Raw genomic sequence first — 20965 nt, forward strand, 5'->3', positions numbered from 1 at the left:
CCTTTTTCCTTTAGTATGACCAGATATGAAGAAATTACGGCTTTTTGCGCAATTTATTTTTAATCATGTCTAACACATCAATAAACAACTGTGGAATGGGAATTCCGAGAGCTCTGGCTGTTGAAACAATCTGGTACGATTCATAAATAATATAAAAGATGAGCGCTAAATCCTTAATTGTCCCCCCAGTCTTCAGCATGACATCGAAGAAATGTGCCATGGATATTAAAGAGATCGTCACAACCTTTCGAACAAGCCTGGTCAAAAAACGCTTCATCGTAAGTTGTCCAGTCACAGATTCTCTTAGGCTTGAACAAATTAATTCTATAGCCATGAGTGTCACTAATATCATGAGTAAATATCCTGCTCCACCAAACAGAAAGCCCATTGCCGACAAACTGACTGTAAACAACGAAAAGATGCCTAAATCCTTGCTCACTTGGCATCAACATCCTTTCATAGTGGAACTTCTTACCTCAATAGTATATGCCGCATTTGATGAATAGCTTGGACGACAAAAAATAAAGGCATGGTTAGCTGTTCAAAAAATTCGTGAAGCGCATAAAAAGAGCCGCCTGTGACGGCGGCTTTCTTGGTTAAACTCTGACATCAATAAACGTAGCATCTGAATCTTTGGGCTGAACAGCTTGAGGCTGCTGCTGCACTTGATCGAGCATCACCATGGCTTGGGCTGTGTTCGTGGCAAGCTGTGAATTCAATAAACTGATATTAAGTGTTTTTTGAATACTCGCCACTTGCTGGCTCATCATTCCTGCAATTGAGGACATCTTCTCCCCTCCCTTCCCTTTTCTCTTCGGCTGAAAGCCCCATCAATTCAATGGGCTGTCTGTCACAAATCCACAAAAAAAGAATGCCGATCTGTTTGATGATCGACATTCCTTTCACATTCGCTTATCCTAAGTATGCTTTGAGCATCCAGTTGTGTTTTTCAATGGATTGATGAATCGCAAGCAGCATATCGCCTGTTGTTTCATCGCCAACTTCTGCAGCCAGCTCCATGCCTCGCTTAAGTTCTTCTGCAATATTAGAGAAATCATCATACAGATTTTTCACCATTTGCTCGGCTGATTCATTGCCTTCCGCTTCTTGAATGCTAGAAATTTCTAAGCACTCTTTCATTGTCGCAACAGGTTGTCCATTTAATGCGAGCATACGCTCAGCCAAATCATCGATATAAGTGGCTGTTTCTGTATATAATTCTTCGAATTTTTCATGGAGTGTAAAGAAATCTTTTCCCTTTACATACCAGTGATAGTTATGTAATTTTACGTAAAGCACAGTCCAATCTGCTACTTGTTTATTGACGACGTTTAATAATTTTTCAGACATGTTGATTCCTCCTTATGTAGTTGCGTTTAGTATGGGATTACCCTTTTTTTATTATACTGAAACCTGCCATCATTTTCTTCTATTTTGACCGCATGAAATATATGTTAATATGGAAATAAGGAGGGAGTTAGATGCTGTTACTTGGGATTATCAGCTTTATCATTATCTCAATCGTTGTCTTTTTATCACTGTGGACGACATCAAAGGCTTATGATTACAAGCATAAAGTCGATTCACCACAGGATGCTGAACCAAACCAACGTCCTAACCCAAAATAAAACCGCTTTCAATGATGTGAGGTATCTTCTTCTTCAGTAGATGAACTCTCTTTTTTCACATCACCTACATGGATGTTTGTCTTCGGCATATTATGCTGCTGTTTAGCTGTCACATGGACTTGTATGATATAAAGGCCATCTTGTTTGAAAGCTGTATGCAATTCATATACACCTTTCTCCTTTTTCTTTGGCTGAATCATCTTGCTGTTATCCTTGTCGCCATCTTTCCACACTTCAAATTCAACATCATCTGCATCATCAACAGGCGTATCACCATATGTGACAGCTGCTTTTACGATAACGTTTTCATTTTTCTCTACTTGCTCCGGCCCTGTTAGTTTGACTTCTAATAGCTCAGGCACTTCTCCCTTGTCATTGCTCGCTGCCGAGTTTCCACATGCACTAAGTAATGCGAGCATCAAAATGATTCCTACCATTTTCCACATTCGTGTATCCCCCTTTTTTTACTGACATGTCCATTTTAACAAATATCCCCTATTTTAACAGCTCTCGTTTCATTTCATATAAAAAACCGGACATTCAATATGTCCGGTTCATCATCTTACTGATTATCCAAATACTTTTAATAGCTCTTCTTGATCCTGAGACAGCCAGAAACGCATTAAACGTTTTGCTCCTTCAAGATCATGAAGCTTCGCTTGACCGCACTGCTCTTCATTTGCAGCAGGAATTTCTGTTACTTCCACTGCATCTTTGAATGTTGCATCAAGCAGTTCAACGATCTCTCTTGGTGTCGGTGCACCGCTGACAACTAAATAGTAGCCAGTCTGGCAGCCCATCGGAGAAATATCAATGATATCAAAATGATCGTATTTCTCTGAGTGTGTTCTAATATTAAACGCAAGTAAATGCTCTAATGTATGAATCGTATCAGGTTTCATTGCCTGCTTGTTTGGTTGACAAAAACGGATATCAAATTTGTTCACTTCCCCATCTGATCCCACTTTATGAACGCCGCAATGACGAACGTAAGGTGCTTTTACAGCATTATGGTCAAGTTCAAAGCTTTCAACTGAAGGCATTAATCACCACTCCTATAATTGCAATTTCCTATATTATAACATATTGTTCCGACCAGTTTAGTTTATAAAACTTCCCTTCCTTGTCCTTTTTTCTTATACTGTGAAAAGACAGACAAGGAGGAACCTCTATGAAACAAATTTTTATCGGCATCATTCGCTTTTATCAAAAATGCATTTCCCCTCTAACACCGCCGAGCTGCAGGTTTTACCCCACTTGCTCAAACTACGGGCTAGAGGCGATCAAAACGCATGGCGCTTTAAAAGGCGGCTGGCTCACGATTAAGCGAATTTTAAAATGTCACCCGCTGCATCCTGGAGGCATGGATCCGGTCCCGCCTAAAAAGGAAAAATAACTTACTTTTCTTCATAACCGTTGACAACTAAGTCAAGCTTACCTGTTCCAGGATCAATGACAAGACCATGTACAGGCACATCAGATGGAAGAAGCGGATGATTTTTAACGACAGATACACTGTCTTTCACACTTTCTTCAACTGAGCTAAAGCTTTTGAGCCACTGTTGAAAATCGATTCCTGAGTATTCCAGTACTTCAATTCGTTTTTCTGGAATACCACGCTCAATGGCTTTATTTAAGAGTGTTTCGCTGTCTATTTTACTCATACCACAATCGTGATGCCCAATGACGTACACCTCGTCAGCATTCAATTCATAAACAGCCACTAAAATGCTTCGCATAATACTTCCAAATGGGTGAGAAACAAGAGCGCCAGCACTTTTGACAATTTTAATATCGCCATTTTTCATGTTCATGGCACGCGGAAGCAGTTCAACAAGTCTTGTATCCATACATGATAGAATGACAGCTTTTTTCTGTGGAAACTTCGTTGTTGTAAACTCTTCATATCGCTTCTCTTCAATAAATTGTTGGTTATATTCGATGATTTCGTCTAAAAGTTTCATAAGTTTGTCCATTCCTTTTTCTTTTTTTAAAAATAAATATAGCACAATGTTTTAAATTTCGTCACGTTTTGACGTCTATTTTTTTAGAGGAAACATCTTCTGATGAAAATTTTTTATTTTCCTCTTTTCAAATCGTAATTATTACGATACAATAACTCAGGACATTAAATCGTAATCATTTCTATCTAATAGGTTGAGAGGAGACATTCTTAGATGAAAAAAATCTTTTTTATTTTAACAGCTGCTTTATTAGCGGTCGGTCTTGCCGCTTGCTCAAGCAGTGCGGGGACAAATGCTTCAAAAGGAAAAGCAGACGGGAAATTAACCATTTACACGACGATCTTCCCTATTCAAGATTTCACTGAAAAAATTGGCAGCTCTCACGTGAACGCTCAAAGTGTGTACCCTGCCAATGCAGATGCACACAGCTTTGAACCAAGTTCAAAAACGATGGTTGAAATGGCTGAAGGAGATGCCTTTATTTACAGCGGAACAGGTGCTGAAGCATTTGCTGATAAAACGGCTTCTACATTAAAAGACCAAGGCGTGAAAACAGTGAAAGCAGCCGAAGGCATCAAGCTATTATCAACACAAGAAGAACATGCTCATGAAGAAGGTGAGGACCATGATCACGATCATGAAGGTGAAGATCATGACCATGATGGACACGACCACGGAGATAAAGATCCCCATGCATGGCTAGACCCTGTTTATGCACAGCAAATGGCAAAAAACATTAAAGACACACTCGTTTCACTAGATCCAGATCATAAAGACGAATACACAAAAAACTATGAATCACTAAAAAAAGAATTACAATCGTTAGATCAGGAATTCAAAACAACGTTATCTAAAGCAAAACATAAAGAAATTCTCGTTTCTCACGCTGCATACGGCTACTGGGAAAAACGCTATGGCATTAAGCAAATCAGTGTACTAGGACTCTCTGCTTCTGAAGAGCCTTCCCAAAAACAGCTTGAAAATATCGTACAACAAGCAGAAAAGCATCACATCAAGTATGTCATTTTTGAAAATAACGTCAGCAGTAAAGTATCAGATACGATTCGCAGTGAAATTGGGGCAAAAAGCCTTACACTGAAAAATCTAGAATCCATTACAGAAGATGATGCTAAAAATGGCGAAAGCTATGTCAGCTTAATGAAACAAAATTTAAACACATTAAAAACAGCTTTAAATGTTAAATGAATTCATGAACCCCGTGCGATCAGCCGGGGTTTTTTACTGCACAAAAAAACACACCATGATCAGGTGTGTTTCTTTGTTTACATTTGATATTTTTTCTTAAACTGCTCCGCTCTGCCGCCTTTTTCTCCGAATTTCTGGCGTCCTGTATAAAATGGATGCGTATCAGAGCTTGTCTCTACTTTAATGACAGGATAAGTCTTCCCATCTTCCCACTCTACGGTCTCATGTGATGTCTTTGTTGATCTACTTAAGAAGCGGTAACCGCTGTTTACGTCCAAAAATACAACTTCATGTGAGATTGGATGAATATCTCTTTTCAATGTCAAAACTCCCTTCATCATTAAAACGTAATGATTACGCTTTATAGTTATATTCTACTCCCCCTTTTACAACTTGTCAAAAAACAAGCTTTCTTAGTCAGGAAGAATAATCTAAAAATGGTGGAGAATAATAAACACCATCAAAAGAGATGCGATAAGAAAGGCGGAGAAAAAATTGACTGATCTCGTTTTAGCTAGAAGTCTGTTCGGCACAACAATGGGCTTCCATATTATTTATGCCTCGCTTGGCGTAGGCATCCCGCTAATGATTTTGTTAGCTGAACTCATCTTTCAAAAAACGAAAGACCCGCATTATGCCATCATGGCCAAACGATGGACAAAAGCGCAGGCTGTTCTGTTAGGTGTTGCCATTCCAACCGGTACCATTGCTGGTACGCAGCTTGCCCTTCTATGGCCTGGTTTTATGGAGGTCATCGGAAAAGTCATGTCACTGCCATTTCAAATAGAAATTTATGCTTTCTTTATTGAAGCATTATTTATGTCTATTTATGTGTACGCAGCAGATCGATTATCACCAGCCATGCGCATCATTACCGTTATTTTCGTTGTCATTGGTGCAGCAGCTTCAGCGATTCTCATTACAAACGTACATGCTTTTGAAGGAACACCCGCTGGCTTTCAAATGGTCAATGGAGAAATAACGAATATCGAACCTTGGAAGGCATTTTTCAATCCTAGTTTTGTTGTAACTGCTACTCACGTAGTACTGTCTGCTTTTACAACAGGCGCTTTTGTCATTGCTTCTGTCGCTGCATTTAAAATGTTGAAAACAAGAAAAAACGAAAAGCTCTATACCTTTCATCGAAAAGCCCTTTTTCTTGGACTGATTGTTGGTGGACTTTTCTCTTTTCTCACAGCCTTAAACGGTCACGAATCAGCTCAGCTTCTATATGAATATCAGCCTGAAAAATTAGCGGGTGCTGAAGGATTATTTGAAACGCAATCACATGCGCCTCTAGCCATTGGCGGTTTTACTGATGCCAATACGCAAGAAATCAAAGGAGCTATCGAAATCCCTTGGGCACTTAGTTTTCTTGCAGGAAATAGCTTTGATACTGTGGTTAAAGGGTTAAATGATTTTCCTAGGGACGAGTGGCCGCCTTTATTTATTCACACATTATTTAACGGAATGGTCATTATCGGCTCATTGCTCATTTTCTTTGCTGTGTTAGCACTGTTTTACCGCAAAATTTTAAAACGCGATCATTATCCAAAATGGCTGCTTGTCCTTTATTTATTTGGCGGGCCTCTTAGTCTTTTGGCGATTGAATTTGGCTGGATCTTTGCCTGTACAGGCCGTCAGCCATGGGTGATTTATCGAATGCTCAAAACCTCTGAAGTCGTCACATCATCAGGGTCTATCGGTACACTTTTCATCCTTTTTGCCATTGTCTATCTCATTTTAGGCATCGCAACTGTGATTGTACTGACGTACTACTTTAGAAAACATTCAATTGAAGAAGACTTACGGTTAACAGAATCTTAAAAAGGGAGCGATCTTGATGCAAATGGATGTAACAACTGATGCACTCATTGCAATCACCATCTTATGGGGATTCGTGTTTATCTATGCAGTGATGGCATCAATGGATTTCGGTGCAGGATTTTGGTCAATGATTTACATGAACAAAGAGCAGACAAAGGCCGCAAATATCGCAAATAAGTATCTTTCTCCAACTTGGGAAGTAACAAACGTCTTCATTGTGGCCATCGTCGTTGCCTTGTTTAGCCTGTTTCCAGGTGCAACATTTGTGCTAGGCACTGTTCTATTAATACCTGGCAGCATTATTTTGTTACTCCTTGCACTGCGAAGCGGATTTCTCGTCTTCTCTCATTCACTGCCTAAAAAATATAGAAAAGCCGTGACATATATTTCAGGAATTAGCGGCTTTATTATTCCGTCCATCCTCATCATGGTTCTCCCCATTACACATGGTGGATTCATTTTTCAGGAGAATAATGTCTACTCATTAGATTTAGGATTGGTCTTTACAAGCGCAAATGTCTATTCTTTCGTAGGTTTTGCGATTTTCAGTACCCTTTTCCTCTCATCTTTGCTTTTAGCTGATTTTTCTAATGTTGCAAACGAAGATGAGGCTTATAACATTTATAGAAGAGGAGCACTGATTACAGGTCCACTTTCTCTCATGATGGCTTTCTTTATCATGCTCACACTGAGAAGTGAGGCCAATTGGCTGTTCACAAAAATGATGCAGAACATCCCGATCCTGCTTGTTTCTCTACTCATGTTTTTGCTTGCAGGTTTGGCTCTATTTTTACCAAACAGCCGCTTTAAACATCGGAAAGGGAGACCACGTTTAGCGGTTATCGCCATTACAATTCAATATTTCTTAGCAAGCTATGTGTATGGACATGCGCATTTGCCCTATATGGCCTATCCTGATATTACCATCATGTCTGGGTTTACAGATCCCGTCACATTTAGGGCATTATTTATTACGTATATTGTAGGGTTTATCATCCTATTCCCTGGGTTCTACTTCTTCTGGAAATTGTTTATGAAAGATAAGCGTTATATTCGTCAGGAAGATTAACATGAATGAACGACCCTTACTTCGGTTACATTATAGATGAAAGACATACTCAAAAGGAGGTCATCTGTATGAGTCAAAAAATCCTTTGTGAAGTAAACAACTGTTCCTACTGGAATGCTGGAAATCGTTGTGGTGCAGATGCAATTTATGTCGTCAGCCATACAGGAAATACGGCTGAGAAAAGTGAAGAAACTGACTGTAAAACGTTTAAACCTCAAGATCTTTAAGTCTCATTAAAGGAGGCGCTTCGCTTTGAAAAACGATCGGCTTACTCAAACGTTTCTTGAAGAAATTCAGGACGCGGACGAGGCTGCATTTTATCAAGCAGCTCACTCCTTTTTAAATCTTTGGGATTATGAATACGGACATGTTTCCGACATGCCCAATGACATGCATCAGTATATTGGCCAGCTTGCTTACGACAGCGAGCTTGTAGAAGAGTAAGAAAGAGCGGATGACCGCTCTTTCTTTTTGTTCAGACAGGAAGGAAAAACTTTCCTCAACTATACAGTGGTTCTATTGATGGTGCAAATGGCGATTCATTCGTTTTCATTTCACAAAATCATGTTTTGTAAACACATCAATTTTATCTGAGAAAGAACGAAGCGCTTGATAATCAACTTCTACACCCATACCTGGAGAACGCGGTACTTCAATAAACCCATTTTCAACTTTAATTTCAGGAAAAATGATATCCTGCTCCCAATATTTCGACGATGCTGAAATATCCCCAGGAATCGTAAATTGCGGAAGTGATGCAAGGGCCACGTTTTGCGCGCGAGAAATGCCTGTTTCAATCATTCCACCGCACCATAACGGAATCTGCTGCTCCTTGCAGAACGCATGAATTTTAAGAGCTTCAGTCAGCCCTCCAACTCGTGAAGGCTTCACATTAATAATCTGACAGCTTCCAAGTTCTACAGCTTTTCTCGCATCATCTAAAGAACAAATACTTTCATCCAAACAGATTGGTGTTTTTAAATGCTTTTGCAAATGCCGATGATCGACAATGTCATCTGCGGCTAAAGGCTGTTCAATCATTAATAAACGAATATCGTCGAGCTGCTTCAGTTTGCTAATATCTTTTAATTCATAAGCAGAGTTTGCATCCGCCATTAACGGAAGGTGAGGGAAAGACTCCCTTATCTTTTGTAGAAGTCCAATATCTTGTCCCGGCTTAATTTTCACTTTCACACGCTGATAGCCTTGATCAACAAATTGCTCGATTTGCTGAATCATATCATCTATTGGTCCTAACCCCGCAACGACACCAGATGGAATTCTATCTCTAGTACCGCCTAAGACGTCACGTAAGGACTTATTTTCTCGCTTCGCATAAATATCCCACACAGCTGCCTCAATTCCCGCTTTGGCCATTCTATTGCCTTTAAAATGGTACAAGCTGTCTGGTATGTCCGAAGGATGTGTAAAAGATCGGGTCAGCACGTTCGGGATAAAGAAAGCCCTGAGCATGTGATAGCAGGTCTCGATGGTTTCTTCTGTATACCACGGAGAAGAGAAGGCAGATACCTCTCCCCATCCAGTTAATCCTGTTTGATCTTTGACCTCGACAATAATAAACTCACGCTCTGAAATGGTCCCAAGGCTCGTTGTAAATGGCTGTTTGAGTTTCATCGTGACATGATATAAGATCACACGTTCAATTTGAATCATCTAAAAACCCCTTTGATTTGAGTCTGTGCCTCTGCAATTTATTCGACGCATTCCTTGGCAGCTCATCCACAAAGTGAAAAGCGGCGGGCCATTTATACTTGGCTAATTGCGACTGACATAAAGCATAGAGCTCATTCTCCGGAATCTGCTCATCTGTCACAAGGAAGGCAGCAGGTACCTCTCCCCATTTTTTATCATACATACCCGTCACTCCGGCTTCCTTTACATTTGGATGTGTTAAAAGAACTGCTTCAATTTCTGCTGGATAAATATTTTCTCCGCCAGAAATAATTAAGTCTGACCGCCGATCAAGCACAAATAAGAATCCGTCCTCATCTACATAGCCAATATCACCCGTTTTCAGCCAGCCCTGCTCAAATGCAGCAGCTGTTGCCTCTTGACGATAAAGGTAGCCTTTCATGACATTTGCACCTTTTACCATGATTTCACCATGCTCAAAAGGACGACACGGACGATCCTCATCTTGAATCTTTAATTCACACCCAAAAAGGGGCTTTCCCGCTGATCCAAGCTTTTCCACACTAAATTCGGGCGCAAGGGTCACAATTTGCGAGCAGGTCTCCGTCATACCGTACGATTGAAACACAGGAAATCCTTTCTCCTTACTCTCTTGAAGCATCGCATAAGGCGCAGGGCCTCCGCCTAACAGCAGGCAGCGCAAAGAAGACGGACATTCTTCAAGTCCACTTAATAAACGGGACAGCATGGTTTGAACAACTGACAACATCGTCACTCGATGCTGTTCAATAGCATTCTTGACTTCATCGACATCAAACTTTTGATGAAGCACGACAGTCATACCGTATATGACCGATTTAAATATAGCGGATAAACCGCTTATATGAAAAAGAGGCAAGGCAATGAGCCAGCGGTCGTCCTCCCTGATCCCTAAATTCAATGCCGAGGAAACAGCACTATGAAAATGATTGCCAAACGTTTGCTCCACCCCTTTAGGGCGTCCTGTCGTTCCAGATGTATACATAATCGTCGCCGTCTCATTTAAATCAATATCATGTACGACCTTCTTTTCCATATCATGATCTGCATCAGGTAAAGTCTCTATTGTATAAACAGGTAAATCACCATGATGCTCATTTGCATATGCAGGCTCTGTTAATAAAGCCATGACTTTCGCATCTTCCAGCTGAAAACGTCTCTCTGCTTTTGTTAACTTATTGTTCAATAACACAATCTTGAAGCCTAATAAAAAACAAGCGTGAACAAGCATGACCATATGAGGATGGTTGTTCATTAAAATCGCAACCGTATCCCCTTTTTTAAAAGAGACACGTGTCAGTCGATTCGCAAGTTGGTCTACATCATTCGCTAAATCACGAAATGTCCACTCTTTGTCTTGATAAATGAGTGCGACCCGGTCTGGCGTTAAATACGCACGGTGCAGTAGCCAATTGGGTTGCTTCATCATGACACCTCCTTTTCATAAAAGAAAACAGCTCAGTCTGATGCACTAAGCTGTTTTCATCCATATCATTGAATCAAGGGAAACGAGGGAACTGACCGAAGTCTGGCTTCCGTTTTTCCTTAAAGGAATCGCGTCCTTCTTTTGCTTCATCTGTTGTGTAATAAAGAAGGGTCGCATCTCCTGCAAATTGCTGAATACCAGCTAATCCATCTGTGTCAGCATTAAATGCAGCTTTCAAGAATCGTAAAGCGGTCGGGCTCTTTTCTAGCATGTCCTCACACCACTTCACTGTTTCTTCTTCCAGCTGCTCTAATGGTACAACTGTGTTGACAAGTCCCATATCAAGCGCTTCTTGTGCATTGTATTGACGACATAAGTACCAGATCTCTCTTGCTTTCTTATGGCCCACAATACGTGCAAGATAGCCAGACCCATAACCAGCATCAAAGCTGCCCACTTTTGGTCCTGTTTGTCCAAAAATCGCATTGTCTGCTGCAATCGTGAGGTCACACACGACATGAAGCACATGTCCGCCGCCAATCGCATAGCCCGCAACCATCGCAATAACTGGTTTTGGAATGACACGAATTAAACGCTGTAAGTCTAGTACGTTTAGACGCGGAATTTGATCGTCTCCTACATAGCCGCCATGACCGCGTACTTTTTGGTCTCCACCAGAACAGAATGCTTTACCTCCAGCACCTGCAAGGACAATGACACCAACTTCTGAATTGTCACGAGCACGTGAGAATGCATCAATTAATTCACTTACGGTCTTTGGTGTAAAGGCATTATGTACGTGCGGACGGTTAATGGTGATTTTTGCAATCCCATTATATGTTTCATATAAAATTTCGTCATACTGACGCTCAGTTTGCCATTCAATAGCCATCAATATTTCCTCCTCTAATCTTGCGATAAAATAAACTCACTTACTATTTTACCAAAAAAATGTGGTTGTTCCACATGAACTGTATGCCCGGCATGCTCTGCTACTGTGAATTGACTGTATTCAAGCGCCTGCTGCATACGTTTGGCGATGTGACAAAACTTTTTATCAAGTGTTCCGCAAATGAGTAAAACAGGCTGTTTTATCTGCTTTAATGCTTGCCACATAGACGGCTGTGAACCGGTTCCTATACCTTCTAAGCTGCGAGCCAGCCCGTTAGGATCGGCTTTTAGCCTTCCCTCTCTCAGTTGCGTTAGCCTGTCCGCTGGCAAGGATTTCTGCGAAGCAAACAGCGGAATGTTCTCCCAAAAATCCACAAACTGCGCTAATCCTTCATGTCTGATCTTTTGAGCTAGCTGATGATCATGATTCAGCCTCTCCATCCGCTCTTTAAAAGAGTTCAGCCCTGGAGATGTACTCTCAAGAATCAGTTTGTTTACACGTTCTGGGTAACGGGAGGCAAATGATAAAGCAATACGCCCTCCCATAGAATATCCGAGAATGTTCACTTTGTGAAGCTTTAATTGATCTAAAATCTCAGCAAGATCTGCCAGCTGCTGGGACATTGCATATCTTCTTATACTCTTTGGTGAGTCTGTGCGGCCATGTCCAAGCAAGCTGACCTGAATCAATCTCGTATGTGTTTGTGTATAAGTATTCAAAAAAGCCCAAGAAGCTGCACTCCCTGTAAAGCCATGTAAACATAACGTGGCATTTTCAGCAGATGGGTTATGGTCTATCACCTCATACGCCACACCATCGTGCATTCGTATTATGAGTGAAGGCATTCTTTTTTCACTTCCCTCAATATCTCGTCCATCATTTGGCGATGTTTGCCAACGCGAGAATGCCGGTCAGTTTCAATCTCAATTAAATGAAGCCCTGGTTCTTGGATATGCGCCAAGTACACATCTTTTAACTCTTCTTTCGTTGTTGGCTTCGAATAGGTTCCCCCATATAGCTTTGATGCATACTCAAAATTCAACCCAGTCGGCGTACCAAAGAGCTTTTCATAATACGGTTCATCGGATGCCTGCGGAAGGAAAGAAAAGATTCCTCCACCATCATTGTTTAACAATACAACCGTGAGCGGAATGTCCATTAGCTTAGCTGCAAGAAGACCGTTCATATCATGGTAAAAAGATAAATCGCCGATGACTAAAGTGATGGGTTGTTTCAAGGCTGCATATGTTCCAAGAGCTGTGGACACAACACCATCAATACCATTTGCTCCGCGATTCGCCATCATCCGAAACGGTTTTGACTGCGTTTCAAAAAAGGTATCGACATCTCGAATAGGCATACTATTTCCGATAAAGAGCACACTCTCTTTTGGCAAAAGGTGCTGCAGCTGACGATAGACATTTCCCTCAAATGTCAGGTCCTCATCATTGTATTGATTTACATGCATTCTAAATGAAGAATTGACACTCTGCCAGCGTCGTAAATAAGATGTATCCTGACGCTTTTCCGCTCTCATCAAGACTTCTTCTACAAAAGAGGCTACATGACTTTCAATCATGTATGATGCGCTTAAACCAGGATCTCGATAACCACCCGCAGCATCGACGACAATCTGCTTCACTTCCGCATGCTTTTCTAGCCACTTAAATAATGGCTTAGACACAGGCATCGGTCCAAAACGAATGACCATTTCAGGCAAGAGATGCTGCTGCAATGCCTCATCTTTTAACAAAGAATCGTATGCATCTATGATGTATTCTTCACTTTCATGTCCATTTCGCAAAAGAGAAAGCGGGTCAGCTAAAATAGGCAGATGCAAAGCTTTTGCAAGACGTAACACTGACGCCTGCTCTTCCGGCGAGTGAAGTTCACCAGCAACAATGATTCCTTTTGCCGCTTTGTTCATGATAGACACTAATTCTGACATAACCCGATCATCCGGACGAGCTTGACCTGCTGCTAAAACTTTGTTCGCAACTCCTTCTTCTCTATCAAAAGGATCAATAGACAAGTCAGGTAGCAATGGTTCTCTCAGCGGCACATTAACCTGAACTGGTCCCTTTGGCTCCTGCATAGACACATGACTTGCCCTAGCAGCAGTAGTTTGGACATACCGCAGCATCGTTTGGCTTTCTTCTGGCAAGGCTAAGTCTGTGAACCATTTAACAAACTTACCGAATAAGAATTGCTGATCAATCGCTTGAGGTGCCCCAACCTCCCTCAATTCGTGCGGCCGATCAGCAGTTAAAACAATCAATGGTACCCGAGAATAATGTGCCTCGACAACGGCTGGGTAAAAGTTAGCTGCTGCCGTACCTGATGTACAAATGAGTAGCACTGGTGTTTGGCTCGCTTTCGCAAGACCCAGTGCATAAAAAGCAGCAGACCGTTCATCCACTAACACATGGACATTGATTTCTTGATGAGCAAGAGCGAGCATCGCAAGCGGTGTTGAACGGGAGCCAGGACAAACAACTGCCTCATTCACACCACTTTGCACAAATTCATCCATTAATCTGCCAATATATCTTGTCATGATTTGATTATTCAATAGGACGACCTCCAAGAGCAGACAGCATTGGTCTTAATTTCACTTGCGTTTCTTCATACTCTTGTTTTGCAAGGGAATCCTCTACAATTCCACATCCAGCAAACAAACGAACTTGGTCTTCCTCAATAAGACCTGATCGAATGGCGACAGCAAATTCTCCATTGTCCTTAGAATCAATCCATCCCACTGGCGCCGCATACCAACCACGTTTCAACGGTTCGATTTCACGAATCACCTCTACCGCTTTTTCCTTAGGATATCCTCCAAGCGCTGGTGTTGGATGAAGCTGTTCAATTAATGAAAAGAGTGAACAGCTGCTTTTAATTTCTCCCACAATGGGTGTAAATAAATGCTGAATGTTTTTCGTTTTATAAAGACTTGGTTGATTTGGCTTATGCACATGATGGCAGTTTGCTTCAAATGCCTGCTCAATCATATTCACGACAATTTGATGTTCAATCAAATTTTTCTCATCATGAAGCAGTTCCTCACCTAGTGCCTGATCTTCTACTTCATCTTGACCACGTACAATGGAACCTGCCAAACACGATGAAAACACTTCACCACCGCTTTTTTTCACTAAACGTTCAGGCGTCGCCCCGACAAATGCTTGTCTTCCCTGCTCTATAGCAAATACATAACTCGTTGTTTGATGTTTTAGTAATTCTGCTAATAGTGGAGCGAGTTCTATTTGATTTTTATAGTGAAGCAAGACTTCTCTTGCTAAAACAACCTTTTCATATTCGTTCACACGAATGTGTTCTGTCGCTTCATGGATTGCTTTCATCCATTCCTGGACATCTAACTCTTCCATATGAACAAGCTCAGCTTGTCCATGATTTCTGACAGGCAATGCATCAAAATTAGAAGCTTTCTGTTCTAACTCTTGAATGAGCTGATGAACATTCCCGTCCACCTCGTTCCATTCATTGATCGTTAGAAACGTGCCTTCTTTTGAAACAGTCAGCATCATCGATGGCACAAAAAAATGAGCCTCGCCAAATGCTTCCCAGTGACGCGCCTTTTCTTCGTATGGATCAAATGAAAATCCTCCAAATAAAAGCGGACCAACTGCCGCTTGCTTTAACTCCTTCTCATCATGAAAATGGAACATATGCTGTTTCAGCTGCTCCCATTCTTGATGGACGATATTGAATCGTTCTTTGCCTTGCTCTGATGATTTAATCACGGCCGCTCTGCCAAGTCCAGAAAATATCATTTGGCTTTCTGGATCAGACCAAAAAAACCGCTCGCCTAAAAAATCCGCTTCGCCGCTTTGGAAAAAGGCAAGAGGATCCAGATCGTCAACTCTTCTGGAGTAGCTTATCAAAACAGCATGGTTGACGTTATTCGCTTCTTCTAATGTCGCAAGCGCTTCCTGCCGGAAAGTACTTTGCACTGTTGTCACCATGATACATTCCTCCAAAATCCATGAAATAACATATAAAAATAAAACCATCATGTAAAAAAATACATGAACATTCGAGTATGTCGAATGACCTGCTTTTCTATTATAAACCTTAACAGATGAACTTAGTAAAGAAAACAGCTTTTAAAACCTCGAATCCTTATTATATCACGCTTTCAAGATTTTTTCGCTCCCGCTTATTGAAATGAGAACATCCCTTAAAAAATGGTAAGACCTGTTCGAAGATCAAGCTTTCTCTCTAGATGGGAACGATTAGCAAACATCTTTTTCTTGTTTCATCGCATCAATATATTGACACCTTTTTGAACTTTGCTAAACTGGAATTTGGACGTGTACGTATTTTTTTATTTAAAGGAGTATATTTTATGCAGCATCAATCGATATCAGATCAGCTTTCACCAATTAAGCCTGATAAAAACTGGCGGATTTGGTGGAATTTACTACGACCGCATACATTAACAGCGGCATTTATTCCCGTTACTTTAGGAACTGTCCTAGCACTTCCGAGTGATCAAATACATGTTGGGCTATTTTTAGCTATGCTATTTGCATCGATGTTTATCCAAATTGCAACGAACATGTTTAATGAGTACTTTGATTATGTTCGCGGATTGGACAATGAGAAATCTGTCGGTATCGGCGGAGCGATCGTGAGAAACGGTGTAAAACCAAAAACAGTTTTAGGCCTCGCTTATGCCTTATTCGCGCTTTCTTTATTACTTGGGATCTATATTTGCATGATGTCTAGCTGGTGGATTGCACTCATAGGACTAATTTGTATGGCAGCAGGCTATTTTTATACCGGTGGCCCTGTACCAATTGCTTATACACCATTTGGAGAACTTGTATCAGGTGCTTTTATGGGACTAGGCATCATTTTAATTAGTTTCTATATCCAAACAGGAACATTGACATCAAAAGCTGTGCTCATTTCATTACCTATCTCTATTTTAGTTGGTGCCATCTTACTGTCGAACAATATCCGTGATTTAGACGGTGATAAAGAGAATGGACGAAAGACACTTGCTATCCTAGCTGGACGTAAAGCGGCAGTCAACATCCTACTTTCCATGTTTGTGATCTCATATGTACTCATTTTTGTTTATATCTTTATGGATATCGTGGGTCTTTGGAGTCTTCTTGTCTTACTCAGTGTGCCAAAAGCTTATACAGCCATTAAAGAATTTAAGCAAAAAGAAAAACCAATTGAATTAATGAATGCCATGAAGTCGACAGCACAAACCAATACGTTTTTTGGTTTCCTGTTAACGATCGCATTGATCTTACAATATTATCTCGCATAACACGAAACGCCTGCAGCCGCAGGCGTTTTTTATTGAAGAATTGCTTCAAATTGGCACAAGTCTTACATAAAAATTTGCTCATACTAACAATATGTTTGATATGAAAGGGTGATCGCTTTGTTGTCTAAAAACGAATTACATCAGTTGAAGCAGCGACTTCTCGATGAAAAACAAGAAATTGAAGCCAAAAGCCATGATGATGAACAGAAAGTATCATTTCCTTATGATTCAGTGGGCGAACTGTCAGCCTATGATAACCACCCTGGCGACCAAGGGACAGAACTATTCGAACGCGGAAAAGACATTGCCTTAAACAGTTTGGAACATGAGCATCTTTCCGATATCAATGAAGCACTCCAAGCAATGGCAGACGGCTCTTATGGTTTGTGTAAAGTGTGTAAAGCCCCTATTCCTAAAGAACGCTTAGAAGCCCTTCCCACCGCCGTCACATGCACAGAGCATTCAAAAGAACAGACCGTTTCACAAAACCGTCCCATTGAAGAGGACTTAATAAGTCCGCCCTCAGGGCAATTTGAAAATGAAGAAAGTGCTGCATATGACGGAGAAGATGCCTACCAAGACGTAGAACGCTATGGGAACTCTGATACCCCATCCGATATGGAATTTCCTCCATTGACATACGATGATGTGTATACACAATCAGAAGATGAAGATTATGTGGAAGACTATGAAGAGTTTGCAGCTGCTGATATTGAAGGAAAAGCAAGCAAGGTCTATCCAAATAAAGCACACGAAGCTTATGAAGAAGCATTAGATGAAGAAGGCGTCATGACAGTGTTTGGTGACTTGAAGCCTTACGAAGAAGATCCTTATACTAAAAAAAATCATTAGTCCCCACATATTGGGGGCTTGATGTTTATATCATGTAATAATTGGGAAATAAGTTGAAGAGTGAATTGATTGGGAGGAGATTTCTGGATGGCTAAAAAAAGTATCATTTGGGCGGTTATCGTCTTCTTTATTACATACGCATTATTTTCTATTGCAGGGTTCCTGTTCCCTATCGACAGAGAATGGTATGACGCACTAAATAAACCTGAATGGACACCTAGTGGTGGTGTCATCGGTGCGGTCTGGGCTGTCTTATTCGCCCTCATTTCGTTATCTGCCGCCATCATTTATGCAAAGTATGGTTTTCAAAAAATCACATTACCATTTTGGATTCTGTTTCTTTTAAATTATGTATTCAATCAAGCCTTTAGCTTTTTTCAATTTACACAAAAAGATCTATTTGCAGCTACGATCGACTGCCTGCTTGTAGCACTGACAGCACTCGCACTTGTCATCGTCTCACGTAAACTAAGCAATGTTGTCCCAATTTTATTGATTCCTTATGTTTTATGGGGATTCTTTGCGACATACTTGTCTTATACGATCTATTCCATGAATATGTAAGAAAAGACCGCTATGATGGCGGTCTTTCGTTTTGTGGAAAATAAAAAAGAGGTCTTTATTAGACCTCTTTAAAAAATGACCCGTACGGGATTCGAACCCGTGTTACCGCCGTGAAAGGGCGGTGTCTTAACCGCTTGACCAACGGGCCAGAAAAATGGCGGAGAAGGAGGGATTTGAACCCTCGCGCCGCTTGCGCGACCTACACCCTTAGCAGGGGCGCCTCTTCAGCCACTTGAGTACTTCTCCATTTGGCTCCGCAGGTAGGATTCGAACCTACGACCGATCGGTTAACAGCCGATAGCTCTACCACTGAGCTACTGCGGAAAGTCATGGTGGGCCTGAGTGGACTCGAACCACCGACCTCACGCTTATCAGGCGTGCGCTCTAACCAGCTGAGCTACAGGCCCATGAACGATATGCAAATGGAGCGGGTGATGGGAATCGAACCCACGACATCAGCTTGGAAGGCTGAGGTTTTACCACTAAACTACACCCGCAAAAATATGTATGGGGCGATTGATGGGAATCGAACCCACGAGTGCCAGAGCCACAATCTGGTGCGTTAACCACTTCGCCACAACCGCCATACTGATATTTATTTGTAAAAGTGGCTCGGGACGGAATCGAACCGCCGACACACGGATTTTCAGTCCGTTGCTCTACCAACTGAGCTACCGAGCCATGTATTCATTTGAAAATGGCGGTCCGGACGGGACTCGAACCCGCGACCTCCTGCGTGACAGGCAGGCATTCTAACCAACTGAACTACCGGACCATTAGAGAAAAAATTTGGTTGCGGGGGCAGGATTTGAACCTGCGACCTTCGGGTTATGAGCCCGACGAGCTACCGAACTGCTCCACCCCGCGATGATATCATTTTTTAAAAATATGGCGGAGGAAGAGGGATTCGAACCCCCGCGGGCTTTGACACCCCTGTCGGTTTTCAAGACCGATCCCTTCAGCCGGACTTGGGTATTCCTCCGTATAGATGGTGGACCTTGTAGGACTCGAACCTACGACCGGACGGTTATGAGCCGTCTGCTCTAACCAACTGAGCTAAAGGTCCTTTATAGCGGCGGAGGGGATCGAACCCCCGACCTCACGGGTATGAACCGTACGCTCTAGCCAGCTGAGCTACACCGCCATGATATAAAATAATCTTTTAAAAAGTGGAGCCTAGCGGGATCGAACCGCTGACCTCCTGCGTGCAAGGCAGGCGCTCTCCCAGCTGAGCTAAGGCCCCATAAAAGATGGTCGGGAAGACAGGATTCGAACCTGCGACCCCTTGGTCCCAAACCAAGTGCTCTACCAAGCTGAGCTACTTCCCGATCTTAATGGCGCGCCCGAGAGGAGTCGAACCCCTAACCTTTTGATCCGTAGTCAAACGCTCTATCCAATTGAGCTACGGGCGCTTATTTTATAATGCCGAGGGCCGGACTTGAACCGGCACGGTAGTCACCTACCGCAGGATTTTAAGTCCTGTGTGTCTGCCAATTCCACCACCCCGGCGTGGATGGTATAAGCGGAAGACGGGATTCGAACCCGCGACCCCCACCTTGGCAAGGTGGTGTTCTACCACTGAACTACTTCCGCATTACAGGATTTCTTTATGTTGTTTGGCAATGCGGGTGAAGGGACTTGAACCCCCACGTCATAAAGACACTAGATCCTAAGTCTAGCGCGTCTGCCAATTCCGCCACACCCGCATGAAAATGGTGAGCCATGAAGGACTCGAACCTTCGACCCTCTGATTAAAAGTCAGATGCTCTACCAACTGAGCTAATGGCTCGCTTTTAAAGCGACTTGTCTATCTTACCATATGAAAGTGGTGCCGGCAAGAGGACTTGAACCCCCAACCTACTGATTACAAGTCAGTTGCTCTACCAGTTGAGCTACACCGGCTTTATCTATCCTAACATTATGTAAGAATAAATATGGTGGAGGATGACGGGCTCGAACCGCCGACCCTCTGCTTGTAAGGCAGATGCTCTCCCAGCTGAGCTAATCCTCCACTATGTAGGAATCTCTCGATCCGACAAAGATTATTATATACAGGTTTTACTCATTTGTAAAGGCTATATTAAAAAAATTTTATTTCATTTTTCATGACGTATTTCTTTTAACAGTTGATGTTGATGTTACCAGTCAAAACAGCTTCAATTCAGCGATTAACAGCTGTATTTCTCTTCTCTATATTCTCTTTAAAAACGAGTAAATCCTTTAAAAATATCAGCAGCCTTTCAATTTTTATACTTTAATGATATAGATATTTCTTTATTTCAACTGTTAAACGCAATGAATGTTTTGATTTCAATAAAATAGACTTATACAACTCCATTTAAATGAATGAATTTGTATCAGGCATCTATACACCTGCTATTCTTTCTCTCTATTACTTTTCTCCATACTTAAAAGTGAACATGCTTCACAGACTTTCACGTTGATTTAGAGCATCTCCACGCTTGTAGTAAATTAAAACAACCTGATTTATACCACATATGAATCAAGGTGATCTTCTTTCAAACAGCACAAAAAAGACC

General features: G+C 41.7%; 23 protein-coding genes and 21 tRNA genes. 10 read left to right on the forward strand and 34 right to left on the reverse strand.

Features of this window, described 5'->3' with window-relative positions; all coding sequences use genetic code 11:
* Nucleotides 1-34: 34 nt before the first annotated feature.
* From MHH31_RS13945 to MHH31_RS13955, 3 genes are all read right to left on the reverse strand, one after another.
* Nucleotides 35-439 carry a phage holin family protein gene (locus tag MHH31_RS13945; RefSeq protein WP_008342944.1) on the reverse strand — a complete coding sequence of 135 codons (405 nt, stop codon included), beginning with the start codon at nucleotides 437-439 and terminating at the stop codon, nucleotides 35-37.
* 157 nt (nucleotides 440-596) lie between these two features.
* Entirely contained in the window at nucleotides 597-788 is a 192-nt protein-coding gene (locus tag MHH31_RS13950; protein ID WP_008342942.1) for a hypothetical protein, read from the reverse strand.
* A gap of 124 nt (nucleotides 789-912) precedes the next feature.
* Nucleotides 913-1350, reverse strand: coding sequence for a Dps family protein (locus MHH31_RS13955; protein WP_007501934.1), 438 nt, complete (start codon nucleotides 1348-1350; stop codon nucleotides 913-915).
* A gap of 131 nt (nucleotides 1351-1481) precedes the next feature.
* On the opposite strand from MHH31_RS13955, the gene ytzI reads away from it, so the two are divergent.
* Complete coding sequence (ytzI, locus tag MHH31_RS13960; protein WP_017358370.1) at nucleotides 1482-1628, forward strand: YtzI protein; 147 nt, start codon at nucleotides 1482-1484, stop codon at nucleotides 1626-1628.
* A gap of 8 nt (nucleotides 1629-1636) precedes the next feature.
* Here the strand turns inward: ytzI and MHH31_RS13965 are convergent, their stop codons facing one another.
* Nucleotides 1637-2074 (reverse strand): FixH family protein, encoded by a 438-nt coding sequence (locus MHH31_RS13965; protein WP_342494913.1) that lies wholly within the window; start codon nucleotides 2072-2074, stop codon nucleotides 1637-1639.
* A 123-nt stretch (nucleotides 2075-2197) separates the two neighbouring features.
* On the reverse strand, nucleotides 2198-2671 hold the full coding sequence (locus tag MHH31_RS13970) for an S-ribosylhomocysteine lyase (RefSeq protein ID WP_008342935.1): 474 nt from the start codon (nucleotides 2669-2671) through the stop codon (nucleotides 2198-2200).
* 128 nt (nucleotides 2672-2799) lie between these two features.
* Here MHH31_RS13970 and yidD point away from each other — a divergent pair, with 128 nt between their 5' ends.
* Complete coding sequence (gene yidD / locus MHH31_RS13975) at nucleotides 2800-3024, forward strand: membrane protein insertion efficiency factor YidD (RefSeq protein ID WP_008342933.1); 225 nt, start codon at nucleotides 2800-2802, stop codon at nucleotides 3022-3024.
* Between the two features lies 1 nt (nucleotide 3025).
* Here the strand turns inward: yidD and MHH31_RS13980 are convergent, their stop codons facing one another.
* Complete coding sequence (locus MHH31_RS13980) at nucleotides 3026-3592, reverse strand: carbonic anhydrase (RefSeq protein WP_017358372.1); 567 nt, start codon at nucleotides 3590-3592, stop codon at nucleotides 3026-3028.
* Nucleotides 3593-3805: 213 nt separating this feature from the next.
* Here MHH31_RS13980 and MHH31_RS13985 point away from each other — a divergent pair, with 213 nt between their 5' ends.
* On the forward strand, nucleotides 3806-4798 hold the full coding sequence (locus MHH31_RS13985; RefSeq protein ID WP_342494914.1) for a zinc ABC transporter substrate-binding protein: 993 nt from the start codon (nucleotides 3806-3808) through the stop codon (nucleotides 4796-4798).
* Nucleotides 4799-4875: 77 nt separating this feature from the next.
* Here the strand turns inward: MHH31_RS13985 and MHH31_RS13990 are convergent, their stop codons facing one another.
* Nucleotides 4876-5118: a type B 50S ribosomal protein L31 gene (locus MHH31_RS13990; protein ID WP_342494915.1), complete on the reverse strand. Its 243-nt coding sequence runs from the start codon at nucleotides 5116-5118 to the stop codon at nucleotides 4876-4878.
* A gap of 175 nt (nucleotides 5119-5293) precedes the next feature.
* Between MHH31_RS13990 and MHH31_RS13995 the strand changes: the two genes are divergently transcribed.
* The 4 genes from MHH31_RS13995 to MHH31_RS14010 all read left to right on the forward strand — a co-directional run bounded on the left by MHH31_RS13995 (nucleotide 5294) and on the right by MHH31_RS14010 (nucleotide 8138).
* Entirely contained in the window at nucleotides 5294-6625 is a 1332-nt protein-coding gene (locus MHH31_RS13995) for a cytochrome ubiquinol oxidase subunit I (protein ID WP_017358375.1), read from the forward strand.
* Nucleotides 6626-6647: 22 nt separating this feature from the next.
* Complete coding sequence (locus MHH31_RS14000) at nucleotides 6648-7694, forward strand: cytochrome d ubiquinol oxidase subunit II (protein WP_169476099.1); 1047 nt, start codon at nucleotides 6648-6650, stop codon at nucleotides 7692-7694.
* A 68-nt stretch (nucleotides 7695-7762) separates the two neighbouring features.
* Complete coding sequence (locus tag MHH31_RS14005; RefSeq protein WP_008360682.1) at nucleotides 7763-7921, forward strand: DUF1540 domain-containing protein; 159 nt, start codon at nucleotides 7763-7765, stop codon at nucleotides 7919-7921.
* Nucleotides 7922-7946: 25 nt separating this feature from the next.
* Nucleotides 7947-8138 carry a hypothetical protein gene (locus MHH31_RS14010; protein WP_060781324.1) on the forward strand — a complete coding sequence of 64 codons (192 nt, stop codon included), beginning with the start codon at nucleotides 7947-7949 and terminating at the stop codon, nucleotides 8136-8138.
* Between the two features lie 105 nt (nucleotides 8139-8243).
* On the opposite strand, the gene menC is transcribed toward MHH31_RS14010, so the two are convergent.
* From menC to MHH31_RS14040, 6 genes are all read right to left on the reverse strand, one after another.
* The gene (gene menC, locus MHH31_RS14015) at nucleotides 8244-9368 is read right to left on the reverse strand and encodes an o-succinylbenzoate synthase (RefSeq protein WP_008342917.1); all 1125 of its coding nucleotides are present in this window, start codon (nucleotides 9366-9368) and stop codon (nucleotides 8244-8246) included.
* On the reverse strand, nucleotides 9355-10815 hold the full coding sequence (locus MHH31_RS14020) for an o-succinylbenzoate--CoA ligase (protein ID WP_144667047.1): 1461 nt from the start codon (nucleotides 10813-10815) through the stop codon (nucleotides 9355-9357). Before MHH31_RS14020 ends, menC begins: the two co-directional genes overlap by 14 nt.
* A gap of 70 nt (nucleotides 10816-10885) precedes the next feature.
* Nucleotides 10886-11704, reverse strand: coding sequence for a 1,4-dihydroxy-2-naphthoyl-CoA synthase (gene menB, locus MHH31_RS14025; RefSeq protein ID WP_039168312.1), 819 nt, complete (start codon nucleotides 11702-11704; stop codon nucleotides 10886-10888).
* A 14-nt stretch (nucleotides 11705-11718) separates the two neighbouring features.
* Nucleotides 11719-12549, reverse strand: coding sequence for a 2-succinyl-6-hydroxy-2,4-cyclohexadiene-1-carboxylate synthase (gene menH / locus MHH31_RS14030; RefSeq protein ID WP_268418601.1), 831 nt, complete (start codon nucleotides 12547-12549; stop codon nucleotides 11719-11721).
* Nucleotides 12534-14276, reverse strand: coding sequence for a 2-succinyl-5-enolpyruvyl-6-hydroxy-3-cyclohexene-1-carboxylic-acid synthase (gene menD, locus MHH31_RS14035; RefSeq protein WP_144667041.1), 1743 nt, complete (start codon nucleotides 14274-14276; stop codon nucleotides 12534-12536). The genes menH and menD overlap by 16 nt, the downstream gene beginning before the upstream one ends.
* A complete protein-coding gene (locus MHH31_RS14040; protein ID WP_017358381.1) occupies nucleotides 14269-15687 on the reverse strand; it encodes an isochorismate synthase MenF in 1419 nt (472 codons plus the stop codon). Before MHH31_RS14040 ends, menD begins: the two co-directional genes overlap by 8 nt.
* A gap of 383 nt (nucleotides 15688-16070) precedes the next feature.
* Here MHH31_RS14040 and MHH31_RS14045 point away from each other — a divergent pair, with 383 nt between their 5' ends.
* The 3 genes from MHH31_RS14045 (at nucleotide 16071) to MHH31_RS14055 (ending at nucleotide 18425) form a co-directional block, all read left to right on the forward strand.
* The gene (locus MHH31_RS14045; RefSeq protein WP_058337238.1) at nucleotides 16071-17009 is read left to right on the forward strand and encodes a 1,4-dihydroxy-2-naphthoate polyprenyltransferase; all 939 of its coding nucleotides are present in this window, start codon (nucleotides 16071-16073) and stop codon (nucleotides 17007-17009) included.
* 117 nt (nucleotides 17010-17126) lie between these two features.
* On the forward strand, nucleotides 17127-17861 hold the full coding sequence (locus tag MHH31_RS14050) for a TraR/DksA C4-type zinc finger protein (protein ID WP_342494916.1): 735 nt from the start codon (nucleotides 17127-17129) through the stop codon (nucleotides 17859-17861).
* An 87-nt stretch (nucleotides 17862-17948) separates the two neighbouring features.
* On the forward strand, nucleotides 17949-18425 hold the full coding sequence (locus MHH31_RS14055; protein ID WP_008342900.1) for a tryptophan-rich sensory protein: 477 nt from the start codon (nucleotides 17949-17951) through the stop codon (nucleotides 18423-18425).
* Nucleotides 18426-18501: 76 nt separating this feature from the next.
* Here MHH31_RS14055 and MHH31_RS14060 read toward each other — a convergent pair.
* The 21 genes from MHH31_RS14060 to MHH31_RS14160 form a co-directional block, all read right to left on the reverse strand.
* Nucleotides 18502-18573 (reverse strand) — tRNA-Glu (locus MHH31_RS14060).
* A 7-nt stretch (nucleotides 18574-18580) separates the two neighbouring features.
* Nucleotides 18581-18671, reverse strand: a tRNA-Ser gene (locus tag MHH31_RS14065).
* A 3-nt stretch (nucleotides 18672-18674) separates the two neighbouring features.
* Nucleotides 18675-18749, reverse strand: a tRNA-Asn gene (locus MHH31_RS14070).
* Between the two features lie 6 nt (nucleotides 18750-18755).
* Nucleotides 18756-18832 (reverse strand) — tRNA-Ile (locus MHH31_RS14075).
* Between the two features lie 16 nt (nucleotides 18833-18848).
* Nucleotides 18849-18922: transfer RNA gene (locus MHH31_RS14080), tRNA-Gly, on the reverse strand.
* A gap of 11 nt (nucleotides 18923-18933) precedes the next feature.
* Nucleotides 18934-19009, reverse strand: a tRNA-His gene (locus tag MHH31_RS14085).
* Nucleotides 19010-19033: 24 nt separating this feature from the next.
* Nucleotides 19034-19106: transfer RNA gene (locus MHH31_RS14090), tRNA-Phe, on the reverse strand.
* Nucleotides 19107-19123: 17 nt separating this feature from the next.
* Nucleotides 19124-19200, reverse strand: a tRNA-Asp gene (locus MHH31_RS14095).
* A 15-nt stretch (nucleotides 19201-19215) separates the two neighbouring features.
* Nucleotides 19216-19292 (reverse strand) — tRNA-Met (locus MHH31_RS14100).
* Nucleotides 19293-19314: 22 nt separating this feature from the next.
* A tRNA-Ser gene (locus MHH31_RS14105) sits at nucleotides 19315-19407 on the reverse strand.
* A 7-nt stretch (nucleotides 19408-19414) separates the two neighbouring features.
* Nucleotides 19415-19491: transfer RNA gene (locus tag MHH31_RS14110), tRNA-Ile, on the reverse strand.
* 4 nt (nucleotides 19492-19495) lie between these two features.
* Nucleotides 19496-19569 (reverse strand) — tRNA-Met (locus MHH31_RS14115).
* Nucleotides 19570-19595: 26 nt separating this feature from the next.
* Nucleotides 19596-19668 (reverse strand) — tRNA-Ala (locus MHH31_RS14120).
* 8 nt (nucleotides 19669-19676) lie between these two features.
* Nucleotides 19677-19753 (reverse strand) — tRNA-Pro (locus tag MHH31_RS14125).
* Between the two features lie 7 nt (nucleotides 19754-19760).
* Nucleotides 19761-19837, reverse strand: a tRNA-Arg gene (locus MHH31_RS14130).
* 11 nt (nucleotides 19838-19848) lie between these two features.
* Nucleotides 19849-19934 (reverse strand) — tRNA-Leu (locus tag MHH31_RS14135).
* A gap of 12 nt (nucleotides 19935-19946) precedes the next feature.
* Nucleotides 19947-20018 (reverse strand) — tRNA-Gly (locus tag MHH31_RS14140).
* Nucleotides 20019-20048: 30 nt separating this feature from the next.
* Nucleotides 20049-20131 (reverse strand) — tRNA-Leu (locus MHH31_RS14145).
* A gap of 7 nt (nucleotides 20132-20138) precedes the next feature.
* Nucleotides 20139-20214: transfer RNA gene (locus MHH31_RS14150), tRNA-Lys, on the reverse strand.
* A gap of 37 nt (nucleotides 20215-20251) precedes the next feature.
* Nucleotides 20252-20327, reverse strand: a tRNA-Thr gene (locus MHH31_RS14155).
* A 33-nt stretch (nucleotides 20328-20360) separates the two neighbouring features.
* Nucleotides 20361-20436 (reverse strand) — tRNA-Val (locus MHH31_RS14160).
* Nucleotides 20437-20965 lie beyond the last annotated feature (529 nt).

It is taken from the genome of Bacillus sp. FSL K6-1033 (assembly GCF_038630765.1).
Classification (GTDB): domain Bacteria; phylum Bacillota; class Bacilli; order Bacillales; family Bacillaceae; genus Bacillus; species Bacillus altitudinis.

Bases quoted from the DNA above. Each gene is read 5' to 3' on its own strand.
- MHH31_RS13950 (WP_008342942.1), bottom strand. From the start codon at position 788: ATGTCCTCAATTGCAGGAATGATGAGCCAGCAAGTGGCGAGTATTCAA.
- MHH31_RS13955 (WP_007501934.1), bottom strand. From the start codon at position 1,350: ATGTCTGAAAAATTATTAAACGTCGTCAATAAACAAGTAGCAGATTGG.
- ytzI (WP_017358370.1), top strand. From the start codon at position 1,482: ATGCTGTTACTTGGGATTATCAGCTTTATCATTATCTCAATCGTTGTC.
- MHH31_RS13965 (WP_342494913.1), bottom strand. From the start codon at position 2,074: ATGTGGAAAATGGTAGGAATCATTTTGATGCTCGCATTACTTAGTGCA.
- MHH31_RS13970 (WP_008342935.1), bottom strand. From the start codon at position 2,671: ATGCCTTCAGTTGAAAGCTTTGAACTTGACCATAATGCTGTAAAAGCA.
- yidD (WP_008342933.1), top strand. From the start codon at position 2,800: ATGAAACAAATTTTTATCGGCATCATTCGCTTTTATCAAAAATGCATT.
- MHH31_RS13980 (WP_017358372.1), bottom strand. From the start codon at position 3,592: ATGAAACTTTTAGACGAAATCATCGAATATAACCAACAATTTATTGAA.
- MHH31_RS13985 (WP_342494914.1), top strand. From the start codon at position 3,806: ATGAAAAAAATCTTTTTTATTTTAACAGCTGCTTTATTAGCGGTCGGT.
- MHH31_RS14000 (WP_169476099.1), top strand. From the start codon at position 6,648: ATGGATGTAACAACTGATGCACTCATTGCAATCACCATCTTATGGGGA.
- MHH31_RS14005 (WP_008360682.1), top strand. From the start codon at position 7,763: ATGAGTCAAAAAATCCTTTGTGAAGTAAACAACTGTTCCTACTGGAAT.
- menC (WP_008342917.1), bottom strand. From the start codon at position 9,368: ATGATTCAAATTGAACGTGTGATCTTATATCATGTCACGATGAAACTC.
- MHH31_RS14020 (WP_144667047.1), bottom strand. From the start codon at position 10,815: ATGATGAAGCAACCCAATTGGCTACTGCACCGTGCGTATTTAACGCCA.
- menB (WP_039168312.1), bottom strand. From the start codon at position 11,704: ATGGCTATTGAATGGCAAACTGAGCGTCAGTATGACGAAATTTTATAT.
- menH (WP_268418601.1), bottom strand. From the start codon at position 12,549: ATGCCTTCACTCATAATACGAATGCACGATGGTGTGGCGTATGAGGTG.
- MHH31_RS14040 (WP_017358381.1), bottom strand. From the start codon at position 15,687: ATGGTGACAACAGTGCAAAGTACTTTCCGGCAGGAAGCGCTTGCGACA.
- MHH31_RS14045 (WP_058337238.1), top strand. From the start codon at position 16,071: ATGCAGCATCAATCGATATCAGATCAGCTTTCACCAATTAAGCCTGAT.
- MHH31_RS14055 (WP_008342900.1), top strand. From the start codon at position 17,949: ATGGCTAAAAAAAGTATCATTTGGGCGGTTATCGTCTTCTTTATTACA.